The organism is Aurantimonas sp. E1-2-R+4 (assembly GCF_036549515.1).
Lineage (GTDB): Bacteria > Pseudomonadota > Alphaproteobacteria > Rhizobiales > Rhizobiaceae > Aurantimonas > Aurantimonas coralicida_A.
On record NZ_JAZHLK010000008.1, the window covers coordinates 1 to 26,075 of the forward strand.

Annotated in this window: 23 protein-coding genes; 8 read left to right on the forward strand and 15 right to left on the reverse strand. The window is 64.7% G+C overall.

Annotated features, from left to right (window positions below; translation table 11 throughout):
• Positions 1–405: 405 nt before the first annotated feature.
• The 5 genes from VQ045_RS05680 to phaC all read right to left on the reverse strand — a co-directional run bounded on the left by VQ045_RS05680 (position 406) and on the right by phaC (position 5,732).
• Entirely contained in the window at positions 406–1,074 is a 669-nt protein-coding gene (locus VQ045_RS05680) for a JAB domain-containing protein (protein ID WP_331829417.1), read from the reverse strand.
• Positions 1,075–1,084: 10 nt separating this feature from the next.
• Positions 1,085–1,936, reverse strand: coding sequence for a type I methionyl aminopeptidase (map, locus tag VQ045_RS05685; protein ID WP_331829418.1), 852 nt, complete (start codon positions 1,934–1,936; stop codon positions 1,085–1,087).
• Positions 1,933–2,655: a DNA/RNA nuclease SfsA gene (gene sfsA / locus VQ045_RS05690; RefSeq protein WP_331829419.1), complete on the reverse strand. Its 723-nt coding sequence runs from the start codon at positions 2,653–2,655 to the stop codon at positions 1,933–1,935. Before sfsA ends, map begins: the two co-directional genes overlap by 4 nt.
• A 95-nt stretch (positions 2,656–2,750) precedes the next feature.
• On the reverse strand, positions 2,751–3,749 hold the full coding sequence (locus tag VQ045_RS05695; protein ID WP_331829420.1) for a cyclase family protein: 999 nt from the start codon (positions 3,747–3,749) through the stop codon (positions 2,751–2,753).
• Between the two features lie 147 nt (positions 3,750–3,896).
• The gene (gene phaC, locus VQ045_RS05700) at positions 3,897–5,732 is read right to left on the reverse strand and encodes a class I poly(R)-hydroxyalkanoic acid synthase (protein WP_331829421.1); all 1,836 of its coding nucleotides are present in this window, start codon (positions 5,730–5,732) and stop codon (positions 3,897–3,899) included.
• A 181-nt stretch (positions 5,733–5,913) separates the two neighbouring features.
• Here phaC and VQ045_RS05705 point away from each other — a divergent pair, with 181 nt between their 5' ends.
• From VQ045_RS05705 to VQ045_RS05730, 6 genes are all read left to right on the forward strand, one after another.
• Entirely contained in the window at positions 5,914–6,351 is a 438-nt protein-coding gene (locus VQ045_RS05705; protein WP_331829422.1) for a hypothetical protein, read from the forward strand.
• Between the two features lie 58 nt (positions 6,352–6,409).
• On the forward strand, positions 6,410–7,627 hold the full coding sequence (locus VQ045_RS05710) for an LL-diaminopimelate aminotransferase (RefSeq protein WP_331829423.1): 1,218 nt from the start codon (positions 6,410–6,412) through the stop codon (positions 7,625–7,627).
• A gap of 37 nt (positions 7,628–7,664) precedes the next feature.
• Entirely contained in the window at positions 7,665–8,969 is a 1,305-nt protein-coding gene (locus tag VQ045_RS05715) for a homoserine dehydrogenase (RefSeq protein ID WP_327623297.1), read from the forward strand.
• A 136-nt stretch (positions 8,970–9,105) separates the two neighbouring features.
• Positions 9,106–10,095, forward strand: coding sequence for a class II fructose-bisphosphatase (gene glpX / locus VQ045_RS05720; protein WP_327623296.1), 990 nt, complete (start codon positions 9,106–9,108; stop codon positions 10,093–10,095).
• 58 nt (positions 10,096–10,153) lie between these two features.
• Positions 10,154–11,944, forward strand: a complete 1,791-nt coding sequence (gene recJ, locus VQ045_RS05725) for a single-stranded-DNA-specific exonuclease RecJ (protein WP_331829424.1) — start codon at positions 10,154–10,156, stop codon at positions 11,942–11,944.
• 370 nt (positions 11,945–12,314) lie between these two features.
• Positions 12,315–13,340, forward strand: coding sequence for a fatty acid desaturase (locus tag VQ045_RS05730; RefSeq protein ID WP_331829425.1), 1,026 nt, complete (start codon positions 12,315–12,317; stop codon positions 13,338–13,340).
• A 78-nt stretch (positions 13,341–13,418) separates the two neighbouring features.
• Here VQ045_RS05730 and VQ045_RS05735 read toward each other — a convergent pair whose 3' ends face one another.
• The 10 genes from VQ045_RS05735 to VQ045_RS05780 all read right to left on the reverse strand — a co-directional run bounded on the left by VQ045_RS05735 (position 13,419) and on the right by VQ045_RS05780 (position 24,351).
• Positions 13,419–14,099 (reverse strand): haloacid dehalogenase type II, encoded by a 681-nt coding sequence (locus tag VQ045_RS05735; protein ID WP_331829426.1) that lies wholly within the window; start codon positions 14,097–14,099, stop codon positions 13,419–13,421.
• 79 nt (positions 14,100–14,178) lie between these two features.
• The gene (locus VQ045_RS05740; RefSeq protein ID WP_331829427.1) at positions 14,179–14,904 is read right to left on the reverse strand and encodes an FCD domain-containing protein; all 726 of its coding nucleotides are present in this window, start codon (positions 14,902–14,904) and stop codon (positions 14,179–14,181) included.
• Positions 14,905–15,109: 205 nt separating this feature from the next.
• A complete protein-coding gene (locus VQ045_RS05745) occupies positions 15,110–16,216 on the reverse strand; it encodes an isocitrate/isopropylmalate dehydrogenase family protein (protein ID WP_331829428.1) in 1,107 nt (368 codons plus the stop codon).
• Positions 16,213–17,580: an MmgE/PrpD family protein gene (locus VQ045_RS05750; protein WP_331829429.1), complete on the reverse strand. Its 1,368-nt coding sequence runs from the start codon at positions 17,578–17,580 to the stop codon at positions 16,213–16,215. The genes VQ045_RS05745 and VQ045_RS05750 overlap by 4 nt, the downstream gene beginning before the upstream one ends.
• 219 nt (positions 17,581–17,799) lie before the next feature.
• Positions 17,800–19,392 carry a rhodanese-like domain-containing protein gene (locus VQ045_RS05755; RefSeq protein WP_331829430.1) on the reverse strand — a complete coding sequence of 531 codons (1,593 nt, stop codon included), beginning with the start codon at positions 19,390–19,392 and terminating at the stop codon, positions 17,800–17,802.
• 23 nt (positions 19,393–19,415) lie between these two features.
• Positions 19,416–20,435 (reverse strand): aldo/keto reductase, encoded by a 1,020-nt coding sequence (locus tag VQ045_RS05760; protein ID WP_331829431.1) that lies wholly within the window; start codon positions 20,433–20,435, stop codon positions 19,416–19,418.
• A gap of 36 nt (positions 20,436–20,471) precedes the next feature.
• Positions 20,472–21,563, reverse strand: coding sequence for a LacI family DNA-binding transcriptional regulator (locus VQ045_RS05765; RefSeq protein WP_331829432.1), 1,092 nt, complete (start codon positions 21,561–21,563; stop codon positions 20,472–20,474).
• On the reverse strand, positions 21,560–22,306 hold the full coding sequence (locus tag VQ045_RS05770; protein WP_331829433.1) for an ATP-binding cassette domain-containing protein: 747 nt from the start codon (positions 22,304–22,306) through the stop codon (positions 21,560–21,562). Before VQ045_RS05770 ends, VQ045_RS05765 begins: the two co-directional genes overlap by 4 nt.
• On the reverse strand, positions 22,303–23,334 hold the full coding sequence (locus VQ045_RS05775; protein WP_331829434.1) for an ABC transporter permease: 1,032 nt from the start codon (positions 23,332–23,334) through the stop codon (positions 22,303–22,305). Before VQ045_RS05775 ends, VQ045_RS05770 begins: the two co-directional genes overlap by 4 nt.
• A gap of 63 nt (positions 23,335–23,397) precedes the next feature.
• Positions 23,398–24,351 (reverse strand): substrate-binding domain-containing protein, encoded by a 954-nt coding sequence (locus VQ045_RS05780; protein ID WP_331829435.1) that lies wholly within the window; start codon positions 24,349–24,351, stop codon positions 23,398–23,400.
• A 240-nt stretch (positions 24,352–24,591) separates the two neighbouring features.
• Here VQ045_RS05780 and VQ045_RS05785 point away from each other — a divergent pair, with 240 nt between their 5' ends.
• Both VQ045_RS05785 and VQ045_RS05790 read left to right on the forward strand, forming a co-directional pair.
• Positions 24,592–25,524 carry an SMP-30/gluconolactonase/LRE family protein gene (locus tag VQ045_RS05785; protein WP_331829436.1) on the forward strand — a complete coding sequence of 311 codons (933 nt, stop codon included), beginning with the start codon at positions 24,592–24,594 and terminating at the stop codon, positions 25,522–25,524.
• Between the two features lie 94 nt (positions 25,525–25,618).
• Complete coding sequence (locus tag VQ045_RS05790; protein ID WP_331829437.1) at positions 25,619–26,068, forward strand: RbsD/FucU family protein; 450 nt, start codon at positions 25,619–25,621, stop codon at positions 26,066–26,068.
• The last annotated feature ends 7 nt before the right edge of the window (positions 26,069–26,075 follow it).

Genomic DNA, 26,075 nt, shown 5'->3' on the forward strand with positions numbered 1-26,075 from the left:
GCCCGCACCCTCGAAAAGGTGCTCACGATCATCTGAAATCGTTGCTCACGATCCCGCGAAATCTCTGCTCACGATGCGGTGAAATCCGTGCTCACGATGCGGTGAAATACGCAACCGGGAGGGCGGAGCCCGAGCGGGGGGCTCATGTGCCTGCCATAAGTGGCCTGGTTTTGCTCCGCCTAATGGCCGGATTTTACTCCGCCGTTGACAACCTCCTTCAAGGCGCGGCGTATTTCTCCATCTGTAAGGCTTGGCATTGGGCTCTCCCATTGGATTTCGAGTGGGGTCTCCAGAAGGGTAAAAGGGGTCGGCGACTGGGGTCAAAAGGGAGGTTGATCCCCCTAAAAACCGACCCCAATTTGCCACAATATCCGGGAGTACGACAAGTCGCAAAACGAATATGTTTCAATTGGATAGAGCGTTATCCTGCGTGACAGAAATAGACCCTGTGGGATGGTTGTGGACGAGGATGATCGCGGTCGCCGACAATTCGAGCGCCCGTTTGACCACCTCGCGCGGATAGACCGGCGTATGGTCGACCGTGCCCGTGCCCTGCACCTCGTCGGCGATCAGGGCGTTCTTCCGGTCGAGGAACAGGATGCGGAACTGCTCCCGCGTCTCGTAGGCCATCGCCGCCTTGCAATAGTCGAGGACCGCCGCCCAGGACGACAGCACCTCGCGGCTTTTCACCGCCGATCGCATCGCCCGCTGGTTGACCGCAGCGACGATGGCGATATCGAGCGCCACGGCGTCCTTGACCCCTGGCACTTCCATCAGCCGGCGCGGCGGCGCGTTCAGCACTTCCGCCAGCGAACCGAACCGGGCGATCAGCGCCTTGGCGATCGGTTTGACGTCACGGCGAGGGATGGTGCGAAAGAGGATCAGTTCCAGCAATTCGTAATCGGCCAGCGCCGTGGCGCCGGCGTCGCTGAACCGCTCGCGCAGGCGATCGCGGTGGCCGTCGTGGTGCTTGGGCGCAGGCTTGGCGTGGCCGGCGGCAGCCGTCGTTCGCGGTGAAGGAGCCTCGCCGAGGCCGGGAAAATCCGGTTCGTCGTCGGAGCCGGAATGCGTCATCGCCGGGCGGCTATTCCGCCGCGCCGGCTAAGGGCTCGACCGTCAGCCCCGGCGTGTCGAGCCCGGCGGGCGACAGGGTGAAGACCTCGCAGCCGGTCTCGGTCACCCCGACCGTATGTTCGTATTGGGCGGACAGCGAGCGGTCGCGGGTGACGGCGGTCCAGCCGTCGGAAAGGATCTTCACATGCGGCCGGCCGATATTGATCATCGGCTCGATGGTGAAGACCATGCCGGGACGCATTTCCGGTCCTTCGCCCCGCCGACCGTAGTGCAGGATATTCGGCGCGTCGTGGAACAGCTTGCCGACGCCATGACCGCAGAAATCGCGCACGACCGAGCAACGCTCGGATTCCGCGTAGGTCTGGATCGCCTCGCCGATATCGCCGGTATGGCCGCCCGGGCGCACGGCCTCGATGCCGAGCAGGAGCGAACGATAGGTGATGTCGCACAGCCGTTCGGCGGCGCGCTTGACGCGGCCGACCGGGTACATGCGCGAGGAATCGCCGTGGTACCCATCGTGAATGAAGGTCACGTCGATATTGACGATGTCGCCTTCCTTCAGCGGCTTGTCGTTCGGTATGCCGTGGCAGACCACATGATTGATCGAGGTGCAGACGCTCTTGCCGTAGCCGCGATAGTTCAGCGTCGCCGGAAACGCGTCGTTGGCCAGCGCGAAGTCCACGACATAGCGGTCGATCGTCTCGGTGGTCACGCCCGGCTCGACGATGGCGGCGAGGCCGTCGAGACAGCGCGCGGTGAGCTGGCAGGCCCGCCGCATCCCCTCGAACGCCGCGGCGTCGTACAGACGGATCGCGCCGGTGTTGCGGGTCGGGTTCGGTTCGGCTTCGAGATAAGTGGTCATGGTCGGGACGCGGTATCGACGATCGGAAGGGCGGTCACGGGACGGATGGCCGTCAAGCTGATGTCGCATCGAACGGCATGGGCTTCAACCCCTCGTGCGCGCGCAACGGCGAATGCGGCGGCGTAGGCCGGGTCCAGATCGGCGGCGAAGGCCACGCGGTCGCAGTCCGCCCTTTGTACCACGTAGAGCATGATTGCCCGCTCGCCGGCCGTGACGCGGTCGCCGAGTTCGACGAGATGCTTGGCGCCGCGCGTGGTCACGCAGTCGGGAAATTCGGCGAGGCCCGGTTGGCGCATCAGGTGGACATTCTTGACCTCGACATAGACCGGCTGTCCCTCAGGATCGGTATAGAGAAGGTCGACGCGGGAGTTGCGGCCGTATTTGACTTCGCGCCGCGCCGCTCCGAATGCTGCCAGCGGCGGCACGAGCCCCGACGCGATCGCTTCTTCGGCGAGTCGGTTCGGCAGGGCGGTATTGAGGCCGACGAGGGTTCCGTCCGCTTCGATGATCTCCAGCGTCAGGGGAAGCTTGCGGGCGGGATTGGCCGACCGCGACAGCCAGACCCGCGATCCTTCCGCCTTGAGCCCCAGCATCGCGCCGGGGTTCGGGCAGTGGACGGTGACCGGGTCGCTCTCGCCGTCGATCTGGACGTCGGCGAGAAAGCGCTTGTAGCGGCGCAGAAGGCGGGCCGGTATGAGCGGGGAGGGGAAGGCGACCATAGGCCCGCCGATAGCGGCGGCGGGACACTCCCGTCAATGCCCGTGTCCGCAGCCCGTCTTGGGCCGCGAACTGTCGTGATCGCCTCCCGCGCCGATCAGCGCACCGCCGTCGGGTTGATGACGGCCTGCACGCCGCCGGTGAATTTCGACTGGCCGAGCACGAACATGAACTCCCAGGCGTCGTCCGCGACGAGTTCGGCAGTGTCCATGTTCTCCAGAATGAAGACGCCGTTGCGCGGGATCAGGATCTGATGCACCTCGAAGATGCCGACGCCTTCCTCGAAGGGCACCGCTTCGAGCCCCCAGCTGTCGGCTCCGACGGCGACCACGTTCTTTCCAACGAGATACTCGGCGCCGTCCTTGCCCAGCCCCGGCTCGCCCTTGATGTAGCGCGCGTCGTCATTGCCCACGAGCGACAACCAGCCGGTATGGAAGAGAACGACGTCGCCCTCGCGAATCTCGACGCCCTGCTTTTCGGCCTGGGCCTCGATCTCCTCGCGATTGAAGGCCGTGCCCGCTTCGAGCACGTCCATGCCGAAGTGATCCGTCATATCGAGAACGATGCCGCGGGTGACGATATTCGGGATCGTCTCCACACCAAGCTTGGTCAGCCCGTCGGCCTGGACGAAGTCGCTGTTCTTGTTGCAATTGTAGTAGACGTTATCGATGCCGATATGGCCCAGGCCGTCGATCTGCGAGCCGGTCCCGACATAGCCCATGTAGATGTCGTCATTGTAGTTGGTCTTGGTCGGGCCAAGGCCGATGCCGCCGGCCTGACCAGGCTGGTTGATCACTAGCGCCCATGAGCGGGAGCCGAATGCCGGCGTCTTGGAATTGGTCTCCGCGCCGAGGGAATAGACCTTACCGGTCTTCACCAGCTTGGCGGCCTCAAGCGCCATCTCAGGGGTCAGCAGATTGGCCGCCCCGATCTCGTCGTCAGGTCCCCATTTGGATTGGCACCATTCGTCCGGCTGGGCCGCGGCCTGCGCTTCCGGCTGGTCGGGTGTCTGGTTGTCCTGTTGTGCCCTGGCGGGCGCCGACAAGACTCCCGCTGCCAGCATGGCCACAAGGCCGGTTTTCGCGAATTTGTTCATGTCGTCCTCCCCTTTGTGATTTTCGGTTTTCGTTCCCGTTCTATCGGTGGGCCGGCCGCAACCCTTCCGCCTCGGCTGTCAGCCGACCGTCCTCCTCCAATGCGATCGGACGGGAACTCCAATATCCGTTCGGCCCACCCGCCTGTGCTAAACCCTGACCTTCACATAGCTTCCCGGCGCATCCTCGATCGGTTTCAGCTTGCGACCGCCAGGCTTGCGCGCCTTGACGCGATTGCCAGACTTTTCGGTGATCCATTCCTGCCAGTGCGGCCACCAGGAACCTGCTGTTTCGTTCGCCGCGAGCAGCCAATCTTCGTAGGCCGCGACCTTCTTCGGCGTCGGACCCGTCCAGTACTGATATTTCTTCTTGGCGGGCGGATTGATGACGCCGGCGATATGGCCAGAGCCGGACAGGACGTAGGTGACATCCGAACCAAAGGCGCGACTGCCGACGAAGACGCTGCGGGCCGGCGCGATGTGGTCCTCCTTGGTGGCCAGATTGTAGATCGGGACGTTGACCGTCGACAGGTCGAGGCGTTTGCCGTCGATTTCCATCGTGCCCCGCGACAGCCGGTTTTCCAGATAGCAACTGCGCAGATAAAACAGATGGTTCGCCTTCGGCATGCGGGTGGAATCGGCGTTCCAGTAGAGCAGGTCGAATGGCATCGGCTCCTTGCCGCGAAGATAGTTGTTGACGAAATACGGCCAGATCAGATCGCCAGACCGCAGCAGATTGAACGCCGTGGCCATCTGCGAGCCGTCGAGATAGCCCTTCTTGCCCATCGTGCGTTCCAGCGTCTGCAACTGGGCCTCGTCGACAAAGACCTTCAGGTCACCGGCGTGGGTGAAATCGACCTGAGTGGTCAGAAATGTCGCGCTGGCTATGCGCTCGTCGCCGCTGGCTTTCAGATAGGCGAGGGTGGCGGCGAGCAGCGTGCCGCCGACGCAATAGCCGATCGTGTTGACCTCGCCGACGCCGGTGGCGGCCTCGGCTGTGTCGATGCCGAAGACGATGCCCTCCTCGATGTAATCGCTCCAGCCCTTCTCCGCCTGCTTGTCGTCCGGGTTAACCCAGGAGATGACGAAAACGGTATGGCCCTTTTCGACCAGCCATTTGATGAAGGATTTTTCAGGGTTGAGATCGAGAATATAGAACTTGTTGATCCAAGGCGGCACGATGAGAAGCGGCCGCTTGAACACCGTCTCGGTCTCCGGCGCATATTGAATGATCTGGCAGACGTCGTTCTGCGCCACTACCTTGCCCGGCGTCAGGGCCATGTCGCGGCCGACCTCGAACGAGGAGTCGTCGGACTGCCGCAGCCGCAGATTGCCGCCGCCGGCCGCCATGTCCTCCGCGAACATCTTCATGCCGCGCACGAGGTTTTCCCCGTTCGAGGCGACCGTCTCGCGATAGAGCTCGGGATTGGTGGCAATGAAATTGGATGGAGACAGCGCGTTCGACACCTGCTTCATGTAGAAAGCGGCCTTGTGGCGCGTGTGCGGGTCCAGACCTTCGGTCTTGTCGACCAGATCCTCGGCCCATTGCGCGGTCAGGAGATAGGCCTGCTTGACGAAGTCGAAGAACAGATTGCTGTTCCATTCCGTGTCGGCGAAGCGCTTGTCGCCGGGCTGCGGCTCGACCGGGCTCAACGCCGTCTCGCCGGACATGCGGCGGATCGAATTGTTCCAGACGTCCATGTAGCCGGTGAACAGGCTGGTCTGCGCCTCGACCGCGCGACCGGGATCAGTTAGCCAATAGTCGGAGATTTTCGAAAGGGTCTGGACCATTTCGTCCATGGAGACAGGACCGGCGTCGAATTCTCCCTTCTCGCGCGGCTCCACCCAGGCTGCCGCCGCCTTGCCCAACTGCTCCAGCACCCGCGCCATATTCAGGGCAAAGGCTTGTGGGTCCTTCACCACGTATTCCTCGCCGGTGCCGGTCTTGTCGATGCCGCCGAGCTCTGCCGATCGCTTGGTTGTCATCGTGCTTTCCTCCTGTCGAGGCTGCCGTTTTCTCCGTCCGGGCCTCGCTACGCTACGTCGCGCGGGTGCATTGTGACCGCACCTTGGTCCATGAACAATCGATCGGCGGGATTTTGTAAATGCCGTTCCTGTAGGATATGACACAGTGCGCCGTTTCAAGAAGGCCTGATACCGACCTGCGATGATTACGCTTTCAGTTCTTCGGCCGCTTGCGGTCCTTGCGGTGCTTTTGCCGGCAGCCGCATGCCAGTCGATCTTTCCGGACGAGGAGGATCCATCGCTGGCCGCCCTGCGGGCGCAGGCGGCGGCGCCGGTCGCCTCCTCGCAGCGGTTCGACAGCGACGGCTATCCGCTTCTCGGCGCCTATCCCGACACGGCGGCGCCGCAACTGACCGACGCGCAAGTTCGGGCGCAGCAGTCGCGTCTCAATGCACAGGCCAGCCAGCGCGCATCCGCCGCGACGTCGAGCAGCTATCCCTCCGAAATCGCTCGACTGGAAGGCGTTCGACGCAAGCAGGCGGCCGACGTCGATGCGGCGCTCGCGACCAAGCCGACGCCGAACGCTCAGCCAACACTGAGTCCCGAAGAGGTGTTGCGGCAGATCGAGGCGGGGCAGTAGACCCGCGTCGTTCGCCGCTTCCTTCCCGCAACCAGCGCCACGCCGCGGAACGAAAACCATGGAAGAATTTCACAAAGTTCGCCGACTGCCGCCCTACGTGTTCGAGGAGGTCAACCGGCTCAAGGCGACGGCGCGGGCCAACGGTGCCGACATCATCGATCTCGGCATGGGCAACCCCGACCTCGCGACGCCGAAATTCATCGTCGACAAGCTGTGCGAGGTCATTCGCGATCCGCGCACGCACCGCTATTCGGCGTCCAAGGGCATCGGGGGGCTGCGCAAGGCGCAGGCGAAATACTACGCGCGCCGGTTCGGCGTGACGCTCGATCCGAACACGCAGGTTGTCGCGACGCTCGGTTCGAAGGAAGGCTTCGCCAACATGGCGCAGGCCATCACTGCGCCTGGCGACGTGGTGCTATGCCCCAATCCGACCTATCCGATCCATGCCTTCGGCTTCATCATGTCCGGCGGAACGATTCGCGCGATTCCGGCCAAGCCGGACGCGGATTTCATGGTCGCCATCGACCGAGCCGTCCGTCATTCGATCCCGAAACCGATCGCGATCATTCTCAATTATCCGTCCAACCCCACTGCCTTCCAGGCCGATCTCGATTTCTATCGCGAGATCGTCGCCTTCGCCCGCAAGCACGAGATCATCGTCCTGTCAGATCTTGCCTATGCCGAGATCTATTTCGACGGCCCGCCGCCGCCCTCGATCCTCCAGGTTGAGGGAGCCATGGACGTCGCCGTCGAATTCACCTCGATGTCGAAAACCTTTTCGATGCCAGGATGGCGCATGGGCTTTGCCGTCGGCAACGAGCGCTTGCTGGCCGCATTGGCCCGGGTCAAATCCTATCTCGATTACGGCGCCTTCACCCCGATCCAGGTAGCCGCGACCGCGGCCCTGAATGCCGGCGAGGAGGCCACGCGGGAGGTGCGCGAGATCTACCACCGGCGCCGCGATGTGCTCGTCGAATCGTTCACGCGGGCCGGCTGGCCGGTTCCCGCGCCGTCATCGACGATGTTCGCCTGGGCACCGCTGCCGGCGGCGTATCGCGACCTCGGCTCGCTCGAATTCTCCAAGCTTTTGATCGAAAAGGCCGACGTGGCCGTCGCGCCCGGCATCGGCTTCGGCGAACACGGCGACGAGCATGTGCGCATCGCATTGGTCGAAAACGAGCATCGCATCCGACAGGCGGCGCGCAACATCCGCCGCTTCCTTGCCAGCGGCGACGAAGCCGGGCAGAAGGTCGTTTCCCTCGGCGCCCATTTGTGAACGGCGCCAAAACGACGCGAACAGTCACAAGGTGCTCATGAAAAGCCCATTGCGGCTCGGCCTTGCCGGGCTAGGAACGGTCGGCGCGAGCCTCGCGCGGCTCATCGAGACCAAGTCGGAAACCTTGGCGAACCGGGTCGGTCGGCCGATTGAACTGGCCGGCATCTCGGCGCGCGACCGATTGAAGGATCGTGGTTTCGACACATCGCAACTCGCCTGGTTCGATGATCCTGTCGCATTGGCGAAAAACGGCGACATCGACGTTTTCGTCGAATTGATCGGCGGAGATACCGGGCCCGCATTGGAAGCGGTGACGGCCGCGCTGGGGCGCGGCTTGCCGGTGGTTACCGCCAACAAGGCCTTGCTGGCGCATCATGGCGTGGCGCTCGCCACGCTGGCGGCGCGAAACGAGACCGAGATCTTGTTCGAGGCAGCCGTCGCGGGCGGCATCCCGATCATCAAGACGATGCGCGAGGCGCTGTCGGGCAATGACGTCAGCCGCGTCTACGGCATTCTCAACGGCACCTGCAATTATATGCTGACGCGCATGGAGAACGAGGGCATCGCGTTCGACGATTGCCTGAAGGACGCCCAGCGGCTCGGTTATGCCGAAGCCGACCCGACCTTCGATATCGGCGGATTCGACGCCGCCCACAAGCTGGCGATCCTCACCTCGCTCGCCTTCGGTTGCGAGATCGATCTCGACAGCGTGTTCATCGAGGGTATTTCGTCGGTCACCAATGACGACATCGAAGCGGCAGCGGAACTCGGCTATCGCATCAAGCTTCTGGCGGTGGCGCAACTGACCGAGACGGGGATTGAGCAGCGGGTGCACCCGACGATGATCCCGGCGCATTCGGCGCTCGCGCAGGTGGACGGCGTGACCAACGCCGTCGCCGTCGACAGCGATCTCCTTGGTTCGATCCTGCTCGCCGGCCCCGGCGCCGGCGGCGATGCGACGGCCTCGGCGGTTCTTTCCGACATCATGGATGTCGCCGGTGGCGTGCTTCCGCCGACCCTCGGGCTGCCGCCGGCAAAGCTCGTTCCCTACAAGCGGGCGCGGATGCGCGCTCACGAAGGCGGCTACTACATTCGCTTGTCGGTCTATGACCGGGTCGGCGCCTTCGCGTCGATCGCCCGGCGCATGGCCGAGAACGAAATCTCACTGGAATCGATCGTCCAGCGGCGACGCGAGGACTCTGGCGACGCGACGACCGCGCCGGTCATTCTCGTCACCCACGAAACCACGGAAGCCGCCGTGCGCAAGGCGCTGGAGCTCGTCTCCAAGGACGGGCATCTCAAGGATGAGCCGAAGATGATCCGGATCGAGGCGCTGGACTGACAGGGGCGGCTCTGCCTGGCGGCGTTGCCATCCGCGCCAGGCGGATGACATTGCGTTTTCACCGTCGCCGGGCATATCAGGCTTGTAATCCGACGCGGGATCGAATCGTGTGGGGTTGGCCATGAAGGGAACGGACATGACCGACAGCAGCAGCGGCGGCGAAACGCTGGATCGGGTTCTCACTCTCGAAATCGCCCGGGTGACCGAAATGGCGGCCGTCGCCGCGGCGAATTTGCGCGGACGCGGCGATGAAAAGGCCGCGGATCAGGCGGCGGTCGACGCCATGCGCAGCGAACTGAATGGGCTCGCCATCGACGGACTCATCGTCATTGGGGAAGGCGAACGCGACGAGGCGCCGATGCTGTTCATCGGCGAGGAAGTCGGCACCAAAGACGGCCCGAAGGTCGATATTGCCCTCGATCCGCTCGAGGGCACGACGGTATGTGCCAAGAACCTGCCGAACTCGCTGGCGGTGATCGCCATGGCGGTGCGCGGCAGCCTCCTGAACGCCCCCGACGTCTATATGGAGAAGATCGCGATCGGTCCGGGGTACGACGACGGCATCGTCGATCTGTCCCGTTCGCCGGAGGAAAACCTGCAGGCCCTGGCGAAGGCCAAGGGCGTTGCGGTCTCGGAAATCACCGCCTGCATACTCGATCGCCCGCGGCATGCGGCGCTGATCGAAGCGGTGCGCGAGGTGGGCGCGGCGATCCGGTTGATCGGCGACGGCGACGTGGCCGGCGTGATTCATACGACGGATCCAGAGGAAACCGGCATCGACATCTATATGGGCATCGGCGGCGCGCCGGAAGGCGTGCTGGCGGCGGCGGCCCTGCGGTGCACCGGTGGGCAGATGCAGGGGCGCTTGCAGCTCAACACCAACGAGAAACGCGCGCGGGCCGAAAAGATGGGCATCTCCGATCCGTACCGGGTTTACAGCGCCGAGGAGATGGCCGCCGGCGACGTCATCTTCGCGGCGACCGGTGTGACCGACGGCAACCTCCTCGACGGTGTTCGGTTCTATCGCGACCGGATCACCACGCACACGCTGGTGATGCGGTCGCACTCGCGAACCATTCGCGAGGTGCGGGCACAGCATCACGGCCGATCGAAATTCGGCCTCTGAGCGAACAACGCCGCGGGCCGGGTTGCACGTCCGGTCTCGCTTCGCCAGAACAAGCTCCATGGTCACATCTGCCCGCACCTTTCTTGCCGTAGACCACTCGATCGGTGGTCGCCGTTGGCTGAACGCCCTCGACGAACGCGCCGAGGCTTCGGCGCTGAAGATGGCCCAGACGCTGGCGCTGCCCGATATCGTCTGCCGCGTCCTAGCCGCGCGCGGCGTGGCGGAGACCGACGCCACCGCCTTTCTCGATCCGCGCATCCGCGATCTGATGCCCGATCCGTCGACCATGACCGACATGGAGGCCGCCGCATCGCGCCTTGCCGATGCCGTCGAGGGACAGGAAACGGTCGCGATTTTCGGCGATTACGACGTCGACGGTGCCGCGTCGTCGTCGCTCTTGTGGCGCTATCTGAGCCATTTCGGCATTGACGCGACGATCCGCATCCCCGACCGGATCACCGAGGGCTACGGCCCGAACCCCGCCGCGATGCGGGAACTGGCGTCTGCGGGCGCGACGCTGATCGTCACCGTCGACTGCGGGACCGGAAGTTTCGAAGCGATCGCCGCTGCTCGGCAAGCTGGCGTCGACGTGGTCGTCCTCGACCACCACCAGACCGGCCCCGAGCTTCCCGACGCGGTGCTCGTCAACCCGAACCGTCAGGACGATTTGTCGGGACTTGGGCATCTCGCCGCCGCTGGCGTGGTTTTCATGACGCTGGTAGCGGTTTCGCGGGAATTGCGCCGTCGCGGACGGGCACAGGCGAGTCTGCCGGACGTCTTCGGCCTGCTCGACCTCGTGGCCCTCGCTACCGTCTGCGACGTGGTGCCGCTGGTCGGCCTCAACCGCGCTTTCGTCGTGCAGGGATTGCGGGTGATGCACGGCCAGCACAATCTCGGTCTCGCCGCGCTGGCGCGGGTCGCCCGCTTGTCGGGGCCGGTCGAATGCCATCACCTCGGCTTTCTTCTTGGTCCCCGGATCAATGCCGGTGGGCGGATTGGCGATGCGTCGCTCGGCAGCCGCCTGCTTTGCCTCAATGATGCCGGCGAGGCGGAGGAACTCGCTGCGCATCTGAGCGTGTTGAACGAAGAGCGGCAGGCGATGGAGCACGTCATGCTCGAACAGGCCGAAGCCGAGGTCATGGCCGAAATCGGTGGCGGGGAGGGGCCGTCGATTCTGGTCGCCGGATCGCGTGAATGGCACCCAGGGATCGTCGGATTGCTCGCGGCGCGGCTGAAGGAGCGCCATCGCCGTCCGGCTTTCGCCATCGCTTTCGACGGCTCAGGGCGAGGAACCGGGTCGGGTCGCTCGATCGGCGGCTTCGATCTCGGCCGGCTGGTGCGTGAGGCGGTGTCGGCTGGCCTGCTTGAAAAAGGTGGCGGGCACGCGATGGCCGCGGGTATCACCGTTCAAAAGGATCGGCTCGGTGATTTTCGAGCCTTCCTCGAAGTCGGCGCAGCGAACGCGGTCGCGGCGTTACGCGAGGGGGAATCTCTGAAGATCGATGGCGCCGTCAGCGCCGCGGGGCTAACCCCGGATCTCTACTCTACAATCGAACGGGCCGGGCCTTATGGATCGGGACACGCCGCACCGATCTTCGCCCTCGCCCGGCACCGAATCGCGTCGTCCTCGATCGTCGGCAAGGGGCATGTCCGGGCAACGTTGCGGGGCGCGGATGGAGCCAGCGTCCAGGCCATCGCCTTCAAGGCTGCCGAAACCGATGTGGGGCAGCGGCTTCTGGCGGCGCGGGATCGGCCTATTCATGCGGCCGGCACCTTGTCGCTCGATCGCTTCCGGGGCCGCGAGGATGTGCGCTTTCGGCTGATCGACCTCGCCGAAGCGTTCGACTGATCGGGGGCTATGCGGAAGGGGGCATGGACGGTGGAGCTTGTCGAGGCGCAGGCCGAGCGTCGCGAGGTGCCTCGATACGATCAACAATGCCGATCATTTTCGAGCACATTACCGAGAGCGCACGCGTCACAACTCCTGTCCAAACCGGCCGAAACGCTTGACCGCTAAGGGCGGCAATGCTCGGCGCCTGCCCGCAATGTCGAAGACCTCGCGGAACGGGGCGCGCCGAAAACGACTGCAAAGAGCGTGTTTCAGTGCTACAGGACATACAGGCCATGAATCATGGCCGAGGATTTTACTCCATCATCTGGAACACCATCTCGGGTGCGCCGTTGTTTGTGCGTGCCGAGAACCGGGAACCTAAACGTCGATGAAAACCAATAACCCACCGTCCACGACGGGTGTTCGCGAGCCCGTCTGGCCGAAAGTCCTGTCCAACTACCGCAAGCCGCGACGGACCCGTAGTGCGATCGAGCTCGCGATCACGCTGGTCCCGTTTGCCCTGCTCTGGGCACTGGCGTTCGCCGCTGTCTCCTACGGGATATGGTGGGGACTGCTCCTGATCATCCCGGCGGCCGGTTTTTTGCTGCGGCTGTTCATCATCCAGCATGATTGCGGCCACGGATCTTTCTTCGCCAATCGACATTTCGATAACTGGACCGGCCGCGCGATCGGCGTCCTGACCCTGACGCCCTACGACTATTGGCGGCGCATGCACGCCAAGCACCACGCCTCGACCGGCAATCTCGATGAACGCGGCGTCGGCGACATCATGACGCTGACGGTCGCGGAATATAAGGCTTTGTCGCGTTGGGGCCGGCTGCGCTATCGGCTCTATCGCCATCCGATCGTGATGTTCGGCATCGGGCCGATCTGGTTGTTTCTGTTCGAGCAACGATTGCCGATCGGGATGATGCGCGCGGGGGCCGAGCCCTGGATTTCGACGATGGCGACCAATCTGAGCGTCGTCTTATTGGCGACCGCCATGATCTGGCTCGGCGGTGTCGGGCCGTTCTTCTTTGTCCATCTGCCGATCGTCATCCTGGCGGCCTCGATCGGCGTCTGGCTCTTTTACGTGCAGCACCAATTCGAGGAAACGCATTGGTCGCAGGGCTCCGATTGGGAGTTCCAGGAGGCGGCGCTGCACGGTTCGTCACATTATGATTTGCCGGGTGTCCTGCGGTGGTTCACCGGCAATATCGGCATCCATCACGTGCACCATCTTGCCAGCCGCGTGCCCTATTATCGGCTTCCGGAAATCCTGAGGGATCATCCGGAACTGAGCGAGGTCGGCCGGATCACCCTGCGCGATAGCCTTCGCAGCGTGCCGCTCGTCCTGTGGGACGAAACCAGCCGCCGGCTGGTCTCGTTTCGAAAGGCCAAGGCGCTGGGGTGATGCCGGCCGGGGCAGATGAGAGCGGGCGCCCGGACATTCGTTCGCCTTTGACGCAACTGTCTTGATGTGCCTGGAGGCCTACGAAGCCTGAAGGATGGCCGTTAGATCCGTCAGATCGCGGCGGTCGTAGGTCGGCGCGTAGCGTGGATCGAGGACGGCATCGTCGGCTCGGTTCGACCAAAAACACTCCAGACCGGCCGCCGCCGCGCCGAGGGCGTCGGTCCGGCTGCCGGCGACATGCAATATGTCGGCGGGTGAGAGGCCGAGCCGCTGCTGCGGCAGGCGATAGACGGCCGGATGCGGCTTGTAGCGGCCAGCATGCTCGGACGAGAAGACGTGATCGAAGGGGTCGCCAATGCGGCTGGCGACGGCCTTGAGCATGGCCTCGTCCCCGTTGGACAGGATGGCCGTCTGATAGCCGCGATCCTTGACCTCTCGCACGACGGATTCGGCCTCCGGCCACGGATTGATTTCATCCCACGCCGCGACCAGTTCCTCGCGTAAGTCGGGTGATGCTTCGAGGCGGTGCAGGCGGACGGCATAGTCGAAGGACTGCCGCGTCGCGTCGCGAAACGGGACCCGCTCGCCGTCGAGCGAGTTGCTGAGCTGCAGCCGCTCCATCTGCTTGTCGCGCCAGAGGGCGAAAAACGCCCGCGCGTCTGTCTCCGACAGAGACAGGCGGGACGCGACACGCGGCGCGATGCTGCCGGCAATGTCGAACAGCGCGCTGTAAACGTCGAAGGTAATCAGCTTTTTCACGCCGGTCTCCAGTCAGACATACGGTTGCCGACGCGCGCATCGAACAGCGGGCAGGGCGGTTTCGGAAGGCCCGCGGTGATCATCGTTCGCGGGCGCTCGTGTCGGTAGCGCCGATCGTCGCCTCGTCGAAGGTCGACAGAAACCTGAGCTTGGCCTTTTGGACATGCCGAAAGAAGGTTTCCTGCGCCCGATCCGCATTGCCGGAAGCCAAAGCCTCGACCATCTCGCGATGTTCTTTGTTCGACACCGACAGCCCCTTGGCTTGAACCAGGGTTCGCGCGCGGCACAGATGCAGCCGGTTGACCAGGCTGCGGTATTCGCCGACCAAGGTCCGGTTTCCGGCCGACGTCACGAGGTAGGAATGGAACTCCAGATTCATCGGATAATATGCGTCGAAGTCGCTCTTGGCTGCGATCTCGTCCATCCGCGTGAGGTAACTCTGGAGCCGACGCATCATGTCGTCGGTCACCCGCTCGGCGAGCAGTCGCCCCCCGAGGCCGAAGATCGCCGAGCGCAGATCGTAGATCTCCAGCGCTTCCTCGACGTGAATCTGGCGGACGAATACGCCACGATTGCGCACGACGTCGACGAAGCCCTTCGCATGGAGGCTGCGCATCGCTTCGCGCAAGGGACCCCGGCTCATGCCGAAACGGTTGGCCAGTTGAAACTCGTTCAAGCGCTCGCCCGGCTGGAGCTCCCCGCCGAGAATCAGATGCTCGATCTGCTTCTCGACCGCACTGGCGAGCGAGGAGGTCTGAAGCGTGGTGAGTTCGTCTCTGGCTTGCGAAGCGTCCGTGACCGACATTGAGCGAGCCTTCCTGGATCGAATGTGTTCCGAAGCTTCTACGTGAAATGTCATGCGATACGCAAAAGCTCTTGATCCAGCCGGAGCAAATCGGTGTGACGCAACGCCGGTCACATGTTCGCAGACCGCAACACCTCAAAACCGCGGTGAGCGAGATCTTCGGACGAAGGACGGAACCCGGTTTTCAGATCGTTCCGATGCGCAATCAAAGTGCTAGAGCGCCCTTTTCTCGTACCCCCGCGATGACCGCGTCGATCATGGCGCGTTGGGTTCCGGTACCGCGGATGTCCGCCGTCCGCGTTTCGGCCCGCGACAGCGCGTGGTCGATCCCGCGTTTCATCAGCGCGGCGGCGTCGATGGCCGCGTCGATGTCGCGGCGACGGCCGAGCCAGTCGAACAGCATCCGTGTCGATTCGATCATGGCGAAGGGATTGGCGATCCCCTTTCCGGCGATGTCCGGCGCCGAGCCATGTGTGGCCTGCGCCATCGCGATCGCACCACGGCCGATGCACAGGCCGGGCGCCATGCCGAGCCCGCCGACGAGGCCCGCGGCCTCGTCGGTCAGGATGTCGCCGAACATGTTGGTCGTCACCACGACGTCGAAGCTCTGTGGATCGCGGATCAGGCGCATCGCCATCGTGTCGACGATCACTTCGTCGACAGTGACGTCGGGAAAGTCTGCCGCCACCTTGTAGCAACTGTCCACGAACATGCCGCAGCCGAGTTTGAAGACGGTGTTCTTGTGGACGAGGGTCAGGCGCTTCCGGCGCGAGCGCGCGATCTCGAACGCGGCGCGCGCGACCTTGCGGCTCCCCTCGCTGGTGATCACCCGAACCGAGATCGTCACGTCGTGTGTCGGGCGGAATTCTCCCGAACCCATGACCACGTTGCGGTCGGGCTGGAAGCCCTCGTTGTTTTCGCGCACGATGACGAGGTCGATGTCGTCATGCAGGCAGCCGATGCCCGGAAAGGAACGGGTCGGACGCACATTCGCGAACAGGTCGAAATGCTTGCGCAGGATCGGATGCGGATTGATCGCCTCCGCGACCTTGGGATAGTCGCGATGGCCGATCGGCCCGAGAATCCAGCCATCGAGAGCGCCGAGCGTCTCCAGCGTCCCCTCAGGCATGGTGTGGCCGTGCGTGTCGAGCGCGCGACGCCCGATCGGAACCTCGGTCCATTCGATCGTCAATCCGGCCGTGTCGGCGGCAGCCCTGGCGATTTCGACCGCGGCCGGTACCACCTCGTGGCCGATGTCGTCGCCTTCCAGAATGCCGATCCTGAGCGCGTCTTTCCGGGGCGAGGGCGTCATTCGGCGGCCGTGGAAATCCGTTGAGCGGCTGCTTCCTCCGCCAAGTCCGCTGCTTCGCTCATGCTATCGATCGCCCAGGACATGTCCAGGATTCGGCGCGACTGCTCGGCGCCGACAACCAACTCGGCCTGATTGAGGAATTTCACGTTGAGCTGGTCGTCGGTGAGCGCGCGTTCGCGGCTGCCGATCGCGCGCTCGATCCGCTTGTGCAGCTTCGAACCGTCATTGAACACGATGTCGATGTCCACCGAGGCTTCATGGCAGGCGGGATCGGCGGTCGCGCTGACCCGGTCGCGGAGCGCGACGATGTCCAGCCGGCCGACCAGGTCGTCGGTAAAGGCGGTGGGCGATCCATCCCCATCAAGCAGCGCGCTCGCGGCGGCGTGATAGACGCTGAATTTGCCTTCCAGGCCGGTGCGCGGCGCGGTCTTGCCTGTCAGTTCGAGAACCAGCGGATGCGTCGTCAGGTGGACGGACTGAATGTCCTTGACCTTGTCGCCGATCTCGCTCCGGATCTGCTGGCAACCGTCGATGGTCGGATGGATGACGATTCCGCAGGCGAAGGGCTTGTAGCTGTTCAGCGCGGCTTCCCATCGCGTGCCGAGATCGTCGAGAATTTCGCCATAGTCCTGCTTGGTCGACAAGACGTTGGCGAAACCGCGCGGTGCCTCGATGCCCTGCAGCGAACTGTCGAACCCGGCCTCGGCCAGAAGGGCCGACATGGCCCCGTTCTGGGCAGCGCGGCCGGGATGGAAGCTTTTCGTCATGGTGCCGAACATCTCGCGCAGGCCAGAGGACTGGGTGGCCGCCAAGCCAAGCGCCCACTGCATCTGGGTCTTGTTCAGGCCGATGGCGTGTCCGACCGCGGCTGCCGCGCCGAAAACCCCGGTCGTGCCGGTGATGTGCCAGCCGCGGTCGTAATGCTCGGGATAGACGCAATTGCCGATGCGGCATTCGACCTCGATCCCGACCAGCATCGAGGTCATCAGGGCACGTCCGCTCATCGGACGGGTTTCGCTCAAGGCCAAGAGGGCCGACGCCACCGGTCCGGCCGGATGGATGATCGTCTTCAGATGCGTGTCGTCGTAATCGAGAACATGCGACGAGATGCCGTTGACGAGTGCGGCATGCAGAACGTCCAGCCGTTCGCCACGCCCCAGGATCGTCGCCATGCGCGGGCCGGAAAAGGGATCCACGGCCCTGATGGCGGCATCCACCGTCGGGTGGGTTGCCCCGCCGACGGCGCAGCCGACCCAATTGACGAAAGTGCGCACGCCTTCACGGCGGACCTCCGGGGAAATGTCATCGTCCTTGACGGCGACGATCCATTCGGCGAGGGGGCCGGTGACGTGAGGAACAGGCATGAGAACTCCAGAAATCAGGCTGCGGTCGATCCTTCGCGGCCATGCGGCGGGGCGACATCGGGTTCCGATCGCGACACTGGCGAGCCTGGCAACGGGTGTGGTCAGGTGCTGGAACTGCCGCGACAGGCGTTCGTCGCTATAGAATGGCGATGGAAAAAATTGTCAACAGATGGCAATTTCGCGCGGCAGGATGGGCGGCAAGCGCGACCGTTTCCTGGCTCAGGCGCTGTCCGGGTTCCGGGCTAGGCGAAACGCCCTGCGTTCATCGGCGTCAAGTTGCGCGATCAGCCCGGTCTCCCAATCCAGATAGCGGCGGGAGGATTCCAGATTGCCGTCGTGCCGGTCGTGGACGAAATCCAGGAAGTCGATCGCATCGGCATCGCTCGGGTCGTCGGGCGATGCGATTTGATGGCCGCCTTGGTCGACGAGTGCCGCGTGTCCTCCCTCGACGACGGCGACGTCTTCAACTCCCATGCCGCGCAGATCGCGCGCCACGCCCCTGACGATGTCGTCGTCGTCCGCGACCAGCAAGATCGGCGTCGGTCCAGCCGTCGATACCACCCGATCGAGCCGCGCCCGCGTCGCCCAGACAGCGCCTTCGACATGATTGCGGCGAAAACTGCGGGAGGATCTGAGATCGAAAAGACGGGTTTCGTTCGCCCGCAGCTTTTCGAGTGCCGGGACCGCCGCGATCCGGAATATACCGCCCGATGCTGCCGCGGACGGAGCGTCCGGAGCAGGCAGAGCGCGCAGGTCTTCGTCGAGGAGTGCGATGAAGGGCTCGAAGCCGAGTTGCCGCAGCCAGAAGGCCGCCAGTCCGGCGCGGATACCGACATCATCGCACAGGACGATGCGCGCATGCCGGACGCCAACATATTGGTCGGTGGCCTGCACGATATGGCCGCTGGGAGCAGGGCGTGCGCATCGAACGGGATCGGCCGCCGCCTCGACCCCGGAGCGGACGTCGAAGACGACGGTCGTGCGCGAGGCGTCGCCGAGGAAGGACCGCACCGTCGCAGGGGAGGCGACCGGGATCTCCCATCGCTCGGCGAAGGCCGCGGCGCGCTTGCGTCCGGCGACGCGAGCCGCGCCATCGAGCGGCGGAAAGTGGTCGGCCTCGACGCCGCGTTCCAGATCAAGCCCGGCCAGGGCCCATCCCTGTGTACCGTTCCGCATGGCGAAGACCGGCGCCGGACAGCCCATCAACTCAAGACCGATGGCCCCGATAATCCCGCGCGTTCGTCCGGCACAGCCGACGATGACATTTCGGTCGTGCGTCCCGGCGAGGGCATCGACGCGATAGGCGAGCTCGCCATTCGGCATGCAGATGGCGCCGGGGACATGCATATTGGCGTATTCGGCGGGTGGGCGGCCATCGAATAGTGTCGCTGTTCCCGCCGCCTGCCATTTTTGGAGCGTGAGGGCGTCCACCTGTTGCGGCTGCCATTCGTGCTCGGCCAATTCGCCGAGCGTCTTGGACGGAACGTTGATGCCCTTGAAGAGCGTGTATCCGGCCGCCTGCCAGCCGGGCGCGCCGCCCTCGACGATCGCCAGATCGCGAAAGCCGAGCGCCGAGAGATGGCCGGCCGCGCGATCCGAGACACCATCGCTGGCATCGATCAGCAACACCGGAACGTCGCGGTTGGGGATCAGCGACGCGGCCAGCGTTTCGAGGCGGCTATAGGGGCAGGGGACCGCGAAGAGCGGATGCCCCTCGCCGAACTGGCCGGCCTCCCGCAGGTCGAGAAAGGCGATTTCGCCCTCCGCGTGAACGAGCGTCTTTGCGTCGACGGGATCGATGGTCCGGATCATTCCCGATGCGTCTCCGCTGCGCCTCATCCGGAGGGAACCGGCGCATCGGCCCGCAGGAGGCCCTCGGATCGCAGGTCGGACCAAAGCCCGGCGGGAATCGGGCGATGCATGAGCGCGAGGTTGCGGTCGAGATGCGCGCAAGCGGCAACGCCCGGAATCACGGCGGCAACGCTCGGATGGGTCAGCGGAAACTGCAGCGCCGCGGCCGCCAGTGGCACGCCATGCGCCTTGCAGACGGTTTCGATCCGGCGCGTCCGTTCGAGGATTTCGGGCGGGGCGGGCTCGTAATCGTAGGTGGCGCCGGCTTTCGGTCCCGTCGCCAGGATGCCCGAGTTGAACGGACCCCCGATGACGATGGAGACATTCTCGCTCTGGCATCGCGGCAGGAACGTATCGAGCGCCGTCTGTTCCAGCAGCGTGTAACGCCCGGCGAGCAAAAAGACGTCCCAGCGGCCGTGGTCCATCGCCTCCTCGCAGACCTGCCATTCGTTGACGCCGAGCCCGATCGCCTTGATGTCGCCATTGCGCCGCAACTCGTCGAGCGCGCGGTAACCGCCCTCCATCGCTTCGCGGAACAGCGCCGGATGCGCCTCGGCGCCATGGGTCATCGCGCCGATGTCGTGCAAATAGAGGATGTCGACCCGGTCGATGCCCAGCCTTTGCAGACTGTCCTCGTGCGAGCGCATGACGCCGTCGTAGGAATAGTCGTAATCGGAGCGGAACGGGGCGGCGTCGATGAATTTCTCGCGGTCCGGATTGGGGCCTGGGTCCGGCCGGATCAACCGACCGACCTTGGTCGAGACGACGGCGTCACACCAAGGCAGCGAACGGAATGCGTCGCCGAAGCGCCGCTCCGAAAGGCCGAAGCCGTAATAGGGCGCGGTGTCGAAATAGCGCAGGCCGGCGTCCCACGCCGAGCGGATCAGCGCATGGGCCTCGTCGTCGGCCACCGGAGCGTAGAGATTTCCCAGCGGCGCCCCGCCGAAACCGAATTCGGTGACCTGGACGCCGCTGCGTCCGATCTCGCGAAGTGGAAATTGCAAGGTTTTATCCTCCTGGTGGGGTTGGGCTCGCGTCGCTCAGCGCGCGACATTGCCATTCGGGCGCGGGGAGGCAGGCCGCCGCGCCGTTGATCCGCGTTGGACGAGTTCTGACTTCAAGCGAATCTCCAGCGGTCGCCTGGCGGGATCCTCGATGAACCCCAGCATCATATCGGTGGCCGTGTCGATCATCTCGCCAATCGGCTGACGGATCGTGGTCAGTTCGTAAGCCGCGTTGGCGGTCACCGGGATGTCGTCAAATCCGACCACGGCGAGGTCGCCCGGCACGGCGAGGCCGAACTCGCGGCGCGCCACGTCCATGGCGGCCATCGCCATCAGGTCGTTCGCGGCATAGATGGCGTCGGGTCTTTCCGCGGCCGACAACAGCGCGCGCGCAGCGTCGAGTCCATCCGCATAGTTGAAATTGCCGATCGCGACGGCTGCGAGCTGCGCGCCGCGCACCGCGAGGCGATCTTCGAAGCCGCGCCGGCGCTCGCGGCTCGTCGTGGCAGCGGGAAGTCCGGCAAGGTAGGCAAGGCGGGTGTAGCCGGAATCGAGCAGCAGATCGGCGACGCGCGCGGACATCTCGACATTGTCGACGCTCACGGCGCCGACCGGCACTTCGTCGCCATGATCGGAAATCCCCTCCATGTCGGAATTGAACACCACGATCAGCGGAATGCCGAGTTTGGTATATTTTGCCGCCGCGCTGGGCGAAAGATCGTTGCTGAGAAAGAAGCAGCCGTCGACCCGGTATTCGATCATCGAGGGCAGGGCGACCTTCAGATCGTTTTCCGCGTCGCCCGAATAGATCAACGACTTGAGGCCTTCCTGTTGCAACCGTCGGGAAAGGCGTTCGAGCGCCACGGCGATGAACGGATTGTCCAGACGCCCCGCGACGATGCCGATGATGCCGGAGCGCCGACGAACCATGCCGCGCACCAGCGCATTGCGATGGTAGCCGAGTTCCTTGGCGGCGCGCAGCACCTTGCGCCGGGTTTCGGCCGACACGCTGGCCCCTTCGGTCAAGGAGCGCGACACCGCCGATCGCGAGACGCCGGCACGCCGGGCGACATCGAGAGCGGTCACGCGGCGGCGGGGAGGGGCCGGGGAGTAAATGTTGCCGCTCATGCCGTCTCGATTGCACCCGTGATCAGTGCGGTCGCCTCTTCGGGGGAGCTTTCGGCGATGGGCTTGTCGGCGACCTTGCGGCCGCGCCGCAACACGACGAGGCGTTCGGCCACGGCGAAGACATCGGGCATGCGGTGGCTGATCAAGACCACGGTCACGCCGCTGTCCCTGAGGCGTTTGATCAGGTCGAGCACCTGCGCGACCTGCCGCACGCTGATCGCAGCGGTGGGTTCGTCCATCAGGACGATGCGGGAGTCCGACAGCCGTGTCCGGGCGATGGCCACCGCCTGGCGCTGACCACCCGACATCATGCGCACCTTGTCGGCTGGCCGGGTCTCCGACTGCAATTCGGCGAAGATCTCGGCCGAACGCCGGGCCATGGCGCGATAATCGAGGATCGTGAACGGGCCGATGCGCCGCTTGAGTTCGCGGCCGAGAAACACGTTGTCGGCCGCCGTCAGATTGTCGCAAAGGGCGAGATCCTGATGGACCACTTCGATGCCCCGATCGCGGGCAGCGGCGCTGTCGGCGAACCGCACGGTCTCGCCATTCATCCGGATTTCGCCTTCCGAGGGCTGGAAGTTGCCCGCGATGATCCGCACCAGCGTCGACTTGCCGGCACCATTGTCCCCCATCAGCCCGACGACCTCGCCGCGGCCCAGCGACAGATCGATATTCTCCAGCGCATGGATCGCGCCGAACCGCTTGGACACGTTCGCGAGCTCGAAGAGGGGCGCGTTCACTGGGCCAGCCTCCGGCCGGCGGCGTACTGGTCGAGCGCCACGGCGGCAACGAGGATGACGCCGATGACGATCTGCTGGATGAAGGACGAGACGTTGAGCAGCACCAGCCCGTTGGTCAGGACGCCGATCAACAGTGCGCCGACGACCGTGCCGAAAATGCCGCCGACGCCGCCGAACAAGCTGGTGCCGCCAATCACGACGGCGGCGATGACGGTGAGTTCGAGGCCGAGACCGGCGACGGCTTCGGCGGAGTTGAGGCGCGCCGAGAGCAGGAAGGCCGCGAGGGCGCAGAAGAACCCGCTAATGACATAGACCGACAGGACGATCCGCTTGGTCGGAACGCCGTTGAGCGCAGCCGCGCGGGCATTACCGCCGGTGGCGTAAACATGTTTGCCGAAGGCGGTGTAGCGCAGCACCAGATGCGCCAGGATCGCGGCAACGAGGAAGATGATCACCGGGATGGGAACCATGCCGATGCGCCCCTGTCCCCACCAGGTGAACGCCGGTGAAAAGCCCGAGATCGGCCCGCCGCCGGAAAACAGCAGCGCGGCGCCGCGAAAGGCGGTGAGCCCGCCGAGGGTGACGACGAAGGGTGGCACCTTGAGCCGCGTTATGACCAGCCCCTGGAGCGCGCCACCGGCGATCCCGACCGCCAGCGCTGCGGCGACCGCGAGGATCAACGGGTTGCCCGCCGCGTCGGTGGCGGCGACAGCGAACCGGTCTTCGAGGCCGCCCTTCGACACATAGGCGCCGACGAGGCCGGCCAGGGCCATGAGCGAGCCCACCGACAGGTCGATCCCCGCCGTGAGAATGACGAAGGTCATGCCGACAGCGATGAGGCCGGAGATCGAAACCTGCCTGAGTACGTTAAAGATGTTCAGCGGATGCAGGAAGCGCGGCTCGAGGATCGCGAAAACGGCGATCAACAGCAGCAGGAACAGGGGCGCGGCATAGGTGGCTATGAATTCGATCGCATCGAACCGAGGCTTCGGCGGTTTCGAGACCGCCGGCGAAGTCGCGTTGCTCATGATCACATCCCGGAAAGCGGCGTGTGGGCCGGGCACGGGCCCGGCCCTCTCGACCCGTGCGGACTACTGGATTTCGCCGAGGCGCTCGGCCTTGTCGAGATTGTCCTTGGTGATCGCGATCGGCTGCAGCAGAATCAAAGTCTCCGGTTTCTTGTCGTCCCGAAGATAGTCGACCATCGTCTGGAGCGCCGTGCTGCTCTGTCCGCCCGGAAACTGCTCCACCGTGGCGGCAAGGCCGCCATCGCGGATCGAGGCCAGCGCTTCCGGCAGCGCGTCGAAGCCGAGGACCGGAACATTCAGTCCCTGCTCCTGGGTGACCTGAAGCGCGCCGAGCGCCATGTCGTCGTTGGCCGCGACGATGGCATCCGGTGGGCTGTCGAGACCGGCGAGGATCGCCTCGGTGACAGACGCGCCCTCTTCGCGGGCGAAATTCGCGGTCTGTTCGGCGACGAACTCATACTTGTCGGACACCGGGTCGAGCACGTTGTGCAGGCCCTTGTTGCGATCGATCGCGGGACTCGATCCGGGCTGGCCCTGGAGGTTCACAATCCGTGCGCCGTCCGGAAACAGCTCCATGATCAGCTTGCCCTGGGCTTCGCCGCCGATGACGTTGTCGGCGCCGACATGAGCCAGAATGCCCGGCACGCCCTCGACCCGGCGGTCGATGGTGACGACCGGAATGCCGGCGTCGACGGCCTGCTGCAACGCAGGAGCCATCGCCACCGAGTCGAGCGGGCTGATGATGATGCCGCCGACCCCGCGAATGATCGCCGCTTCCACGTCGCCGGTCTGCTTGGTGGTCTTGTTCTGCCCGTCGGTCGCGATCAGTTCGATGCCGCCGATCTCGGCGGCCTTCTTGGTGAGGGCCTCCTGCATATGCACGAAGAACGGAAATTCGAGCGCCGGCATCGACGAGGCGATCGTCACCTTTTCCTGCGCGTGCGCCGCCCCGAAGGCGCCTAGCAGCGACGCCGCGACGGCGCCCGCCAGCAGCGATTTCGACCAAAACAGTTTCATGATGTCCTCCCTCTCAGGCTCGCACCTGCCTCCCAGCATGTGCGCCCAACTTGTTATCGTTGAGGGTCGGTCGAAGTCTTGCGACCGCGCATGCGACCCAAGCCATTGCACACGTGTGCAGCGATGATACGCTATCGCTGGGTCAGGATCGGGTCAACGGCCGTGAAATCGGTTGCCCCGATGGCACTTGGTGGAGACGGAGCCGGGACCCGAACAAAGACGGAGTGAGAAGAAGAGAGAATGGGGACGGAACAGGAATTTCTCGTCGCCGACGACGCGCGGTTCGCGTCGTTTTTCCCGGCGGGGGCGAGGCTGGAGCGGATCGCGGAGGGCTTCATCTGGGCGGAAGGCCCGGTGTGGTTCGACGAGATCGCGGAGCTGCGGTTCTCGGACATTCCCAACAACCGGATGATGGCGTGGTCCGAGCAGGCCGGGCTGCGGGTCTTCCGCCAGCCGGCGCAGTGGACCAACGGTCATACTCGCGATCGCACCGGGGCGATGATTTCCTGCGAACATGGCGGGCGTTGCATCAGCCGCACGACGATGGATGGCGGCTATGAGGTGCTGGCCACCCATTGGCGGGGCAAACGCCTGAACTCGCCCAACGACGTCGTGGTCAAATCCGACGGCTCGATCTGGTTCACCGATCCGCCCTACGGCATCGTCTCCGACCATGAGGGCATCCGCGCGGAGAGCGAGATTGGCGGCAACCATGTCTACCGGATCGACCCGGCGAGCGGTGCGGTCGAGCGTGTCGCCGACGATTTCGACCGGCCCAACGGCCTTGCCTTCTCGCCCGACGAGACGACGCTTTATATCGCCGATTCCGGACGGGCGAAGGGGCACGGCTTCGGCTCCGACGACAGCCGCCCGCATCATGTGCGCGCGTTGGCGGTCGTCGACGGGTGCCGGCTCGGCGCCGGCCGTGTCGTCGCCGAGATCGACCGCGTGCCAGACGGTCTGCGCGTCGACACCGAGGGGCTGTTGTGGGTTTCGGCCGCCGACGGGGTCCATTGTCTGACGCCGTCCGGCGCGCGGCTCGGCCGGATTCTGGTGCCGGAGGTCGTCGCCAATCTGACCTTCGGCGGTCCGGGTCGCTCGCGGCTGTTCATTTGCGCGACCAGCGCGATTTATGCAGTGGACACGAGCCGATGTGGCGCGCAAATCTCATGAGGCTGGGAGAAAATGAACAGCGATGGAGGCGACTTGACGGGACGACGGAGTTCAAACCGCCACGCGAAGAGGCCATCGGAGGGGGGATGAGTGCATGCTGAAGGGGATCGACCCGTTCTTGAATCCGGAGCTTCTCCAGGTGCTCGCGGCGATGGGGCACGGCGACGAGATCGTTCTGGTGGACGCCAATTTCCCGGCGGAATCGGTGGCGCGCGAAACCGTTCACGGGCTGGCGATCCGCATCGACTGCTCTGTGCCGCGAGCGGTCGAGGCGGTGCTGACACTGTTGCCGATCGATAATTTCGAGCCGGGGGCGGTGCGCTGTATGGAGGTGGTCGGCGATCCTCAGGCGGTGCCCGAGGTGGTCGCGGAGGCCTCTCTGTTTTTCGCGGCCGAGGGCGCCGATATCACCGGCGTGCCGCGCTTCGACTTCTATGACGAGGCCAAGCGGGCCTATGCCATCGTCCAGACGGCGGAGCGGCGGCTCTATGGCAACTTCATCATCCGCAAGGGCGTGATATCGCCGCCCGACAGGACGGCTTGAGGATGTC

Bases quoted from the DNA above. Each gene is read 5' to 3' on its own strand.
- VQ045_RS05755 (WP_331829430.1), bottom strand. From the start codon at position 19,392: ATGATCCGGACCATCGATCCCGTCGACGCAAAGACGCTCGTTCACGCG.
- VQ045_RS05745 (WP_331829428.1), bottom strand. From the start codon at position 16,216: ATGACGCCCTCGCCCCGGAAAGACGCGCTCAGGATCGGCATTCTGGAA.
- VQ045_RS05715 (WP_327623297.1), top strand. From the start codon at position 7,665: ATGAAAAGCCCATTGCGGCTCGGCCTTGCCGGGCTAGGAACGGTCGGC.
- VQ045_RS05695 (WP_331829420.1), bottom strand. From the start codon at position 3,749: ATGAACAAATTCGCGAAAACCGGCCTTGTGGCCATGCTGGCAGCGGGA.
- recJ (WP_331829424.1), top strand. From the start codon at position 10,154: ATGGTCACATCTGCCCGCACCTTTCTTGCCGTAGACCACTCGATCGGT.
- phaC (WP_331829421.1), bottom strand. From the start codon at position 5,732: ATGACAACCAAGCGATCGGCAGAGCTCGGCGGCATCGACAAGACCGGC.
- VQ045_RS05740 (WP_331829427.1), bottom strand. From the start codon at position 14,904: ATGTCGGTCACGGACGCTTCGCAAGCCAGAGACGAACTCACCACGCTT.
- VQ045_RS05780 (WP_331829435.1), bottom strand. From the start codon at position 24,351: ATGAAACTGTTTTGGTCGAAATCGCTGCTGGCGGGCGCCGTCGCGGCG.
- sfsA (WP_331829419.1), bottom strand. From the start codon at position 2,655: ATGGTCGCCTTCCCCTCCCCGCTCATACCGGCCCGCCTTCTGCGCCGC.
- VQ045_RS05765 (WP_331829432.1), bottom strand. From the start codon at position 21,563: ATGAGCGGCAACATTTACTCCCCGGCCCCTCCCCGCCGCCGCGTGACC.
- VQ045_RS05730 (WP_331829425.1), top strand. From the start codon at position 12,315: ATGAAAACCAATAACCCACCGTCCACGACGGGTGTTCGCGAGCCCGTC.
- map (WP_331829418.1), bottom strand. From the start codon at position 1,936: ATGACCACTTATCTCGAAGCCGAACCGAACCCGACCCGCAACACCGGC.
- VQ045_RS05680 (WP_331829417.1), bottom strand. From the start codon at position 1,074: ATGACGCATTCCGGCTCCGACGACGAACCGGATTTTCCCGGCCTCGGC.
- VQ045_RS05705 (WP_331829422.1), top strand. From the start codon at position 5,914: ATGATTACGCTTTCAGTTCTTCGGCCGCTTGCGGTCCTTGCGGTGCTT.
- VQ045_RS05785 (WP_331829436.1), top strand. From the start codon at position 24,592: ATGGGGACGGAACAGGAATTTCTCGTCGCCGACGACGCGCGGTTCGCG.
- VQ045_RS05750 (WP_331829429.1), bottom strand. From the start codon at position 17,580: ATGCCTGTTCCTCACGTCACCGGCCCCCTCGCCGAATGGATCGTCGCC.
- glpX (WP_327623296.1), top strand. From the start codon at position 9,106: ATGACCGACAGCAGCAGCGGCGGCGAAACGCTGGATCGGGTTCTCACT.
- VQ045_RS05790 (WP_331829437.1), top strand. From the start codon at position 25,619: ATGCTGAAGGGGATCGACCCGTTCTTGAATCCGGAGCTTCTCCAGGTG.
- VQ045_RS05775 (WP_331829434.1), bottom strand. From the start codon at position 23,334: ATGAGCAACGCGACTTCGCCGGCGGTCTCGAAACCGCCGAAGCCTCGG.
- VQ045_RS05710 (WP_331829423.1), top strand. From the start codon at position 6,410: ATGGAAGAATTTCACAAAGTTCGCCGACTGCCGCCCTACGTGTTCGAG.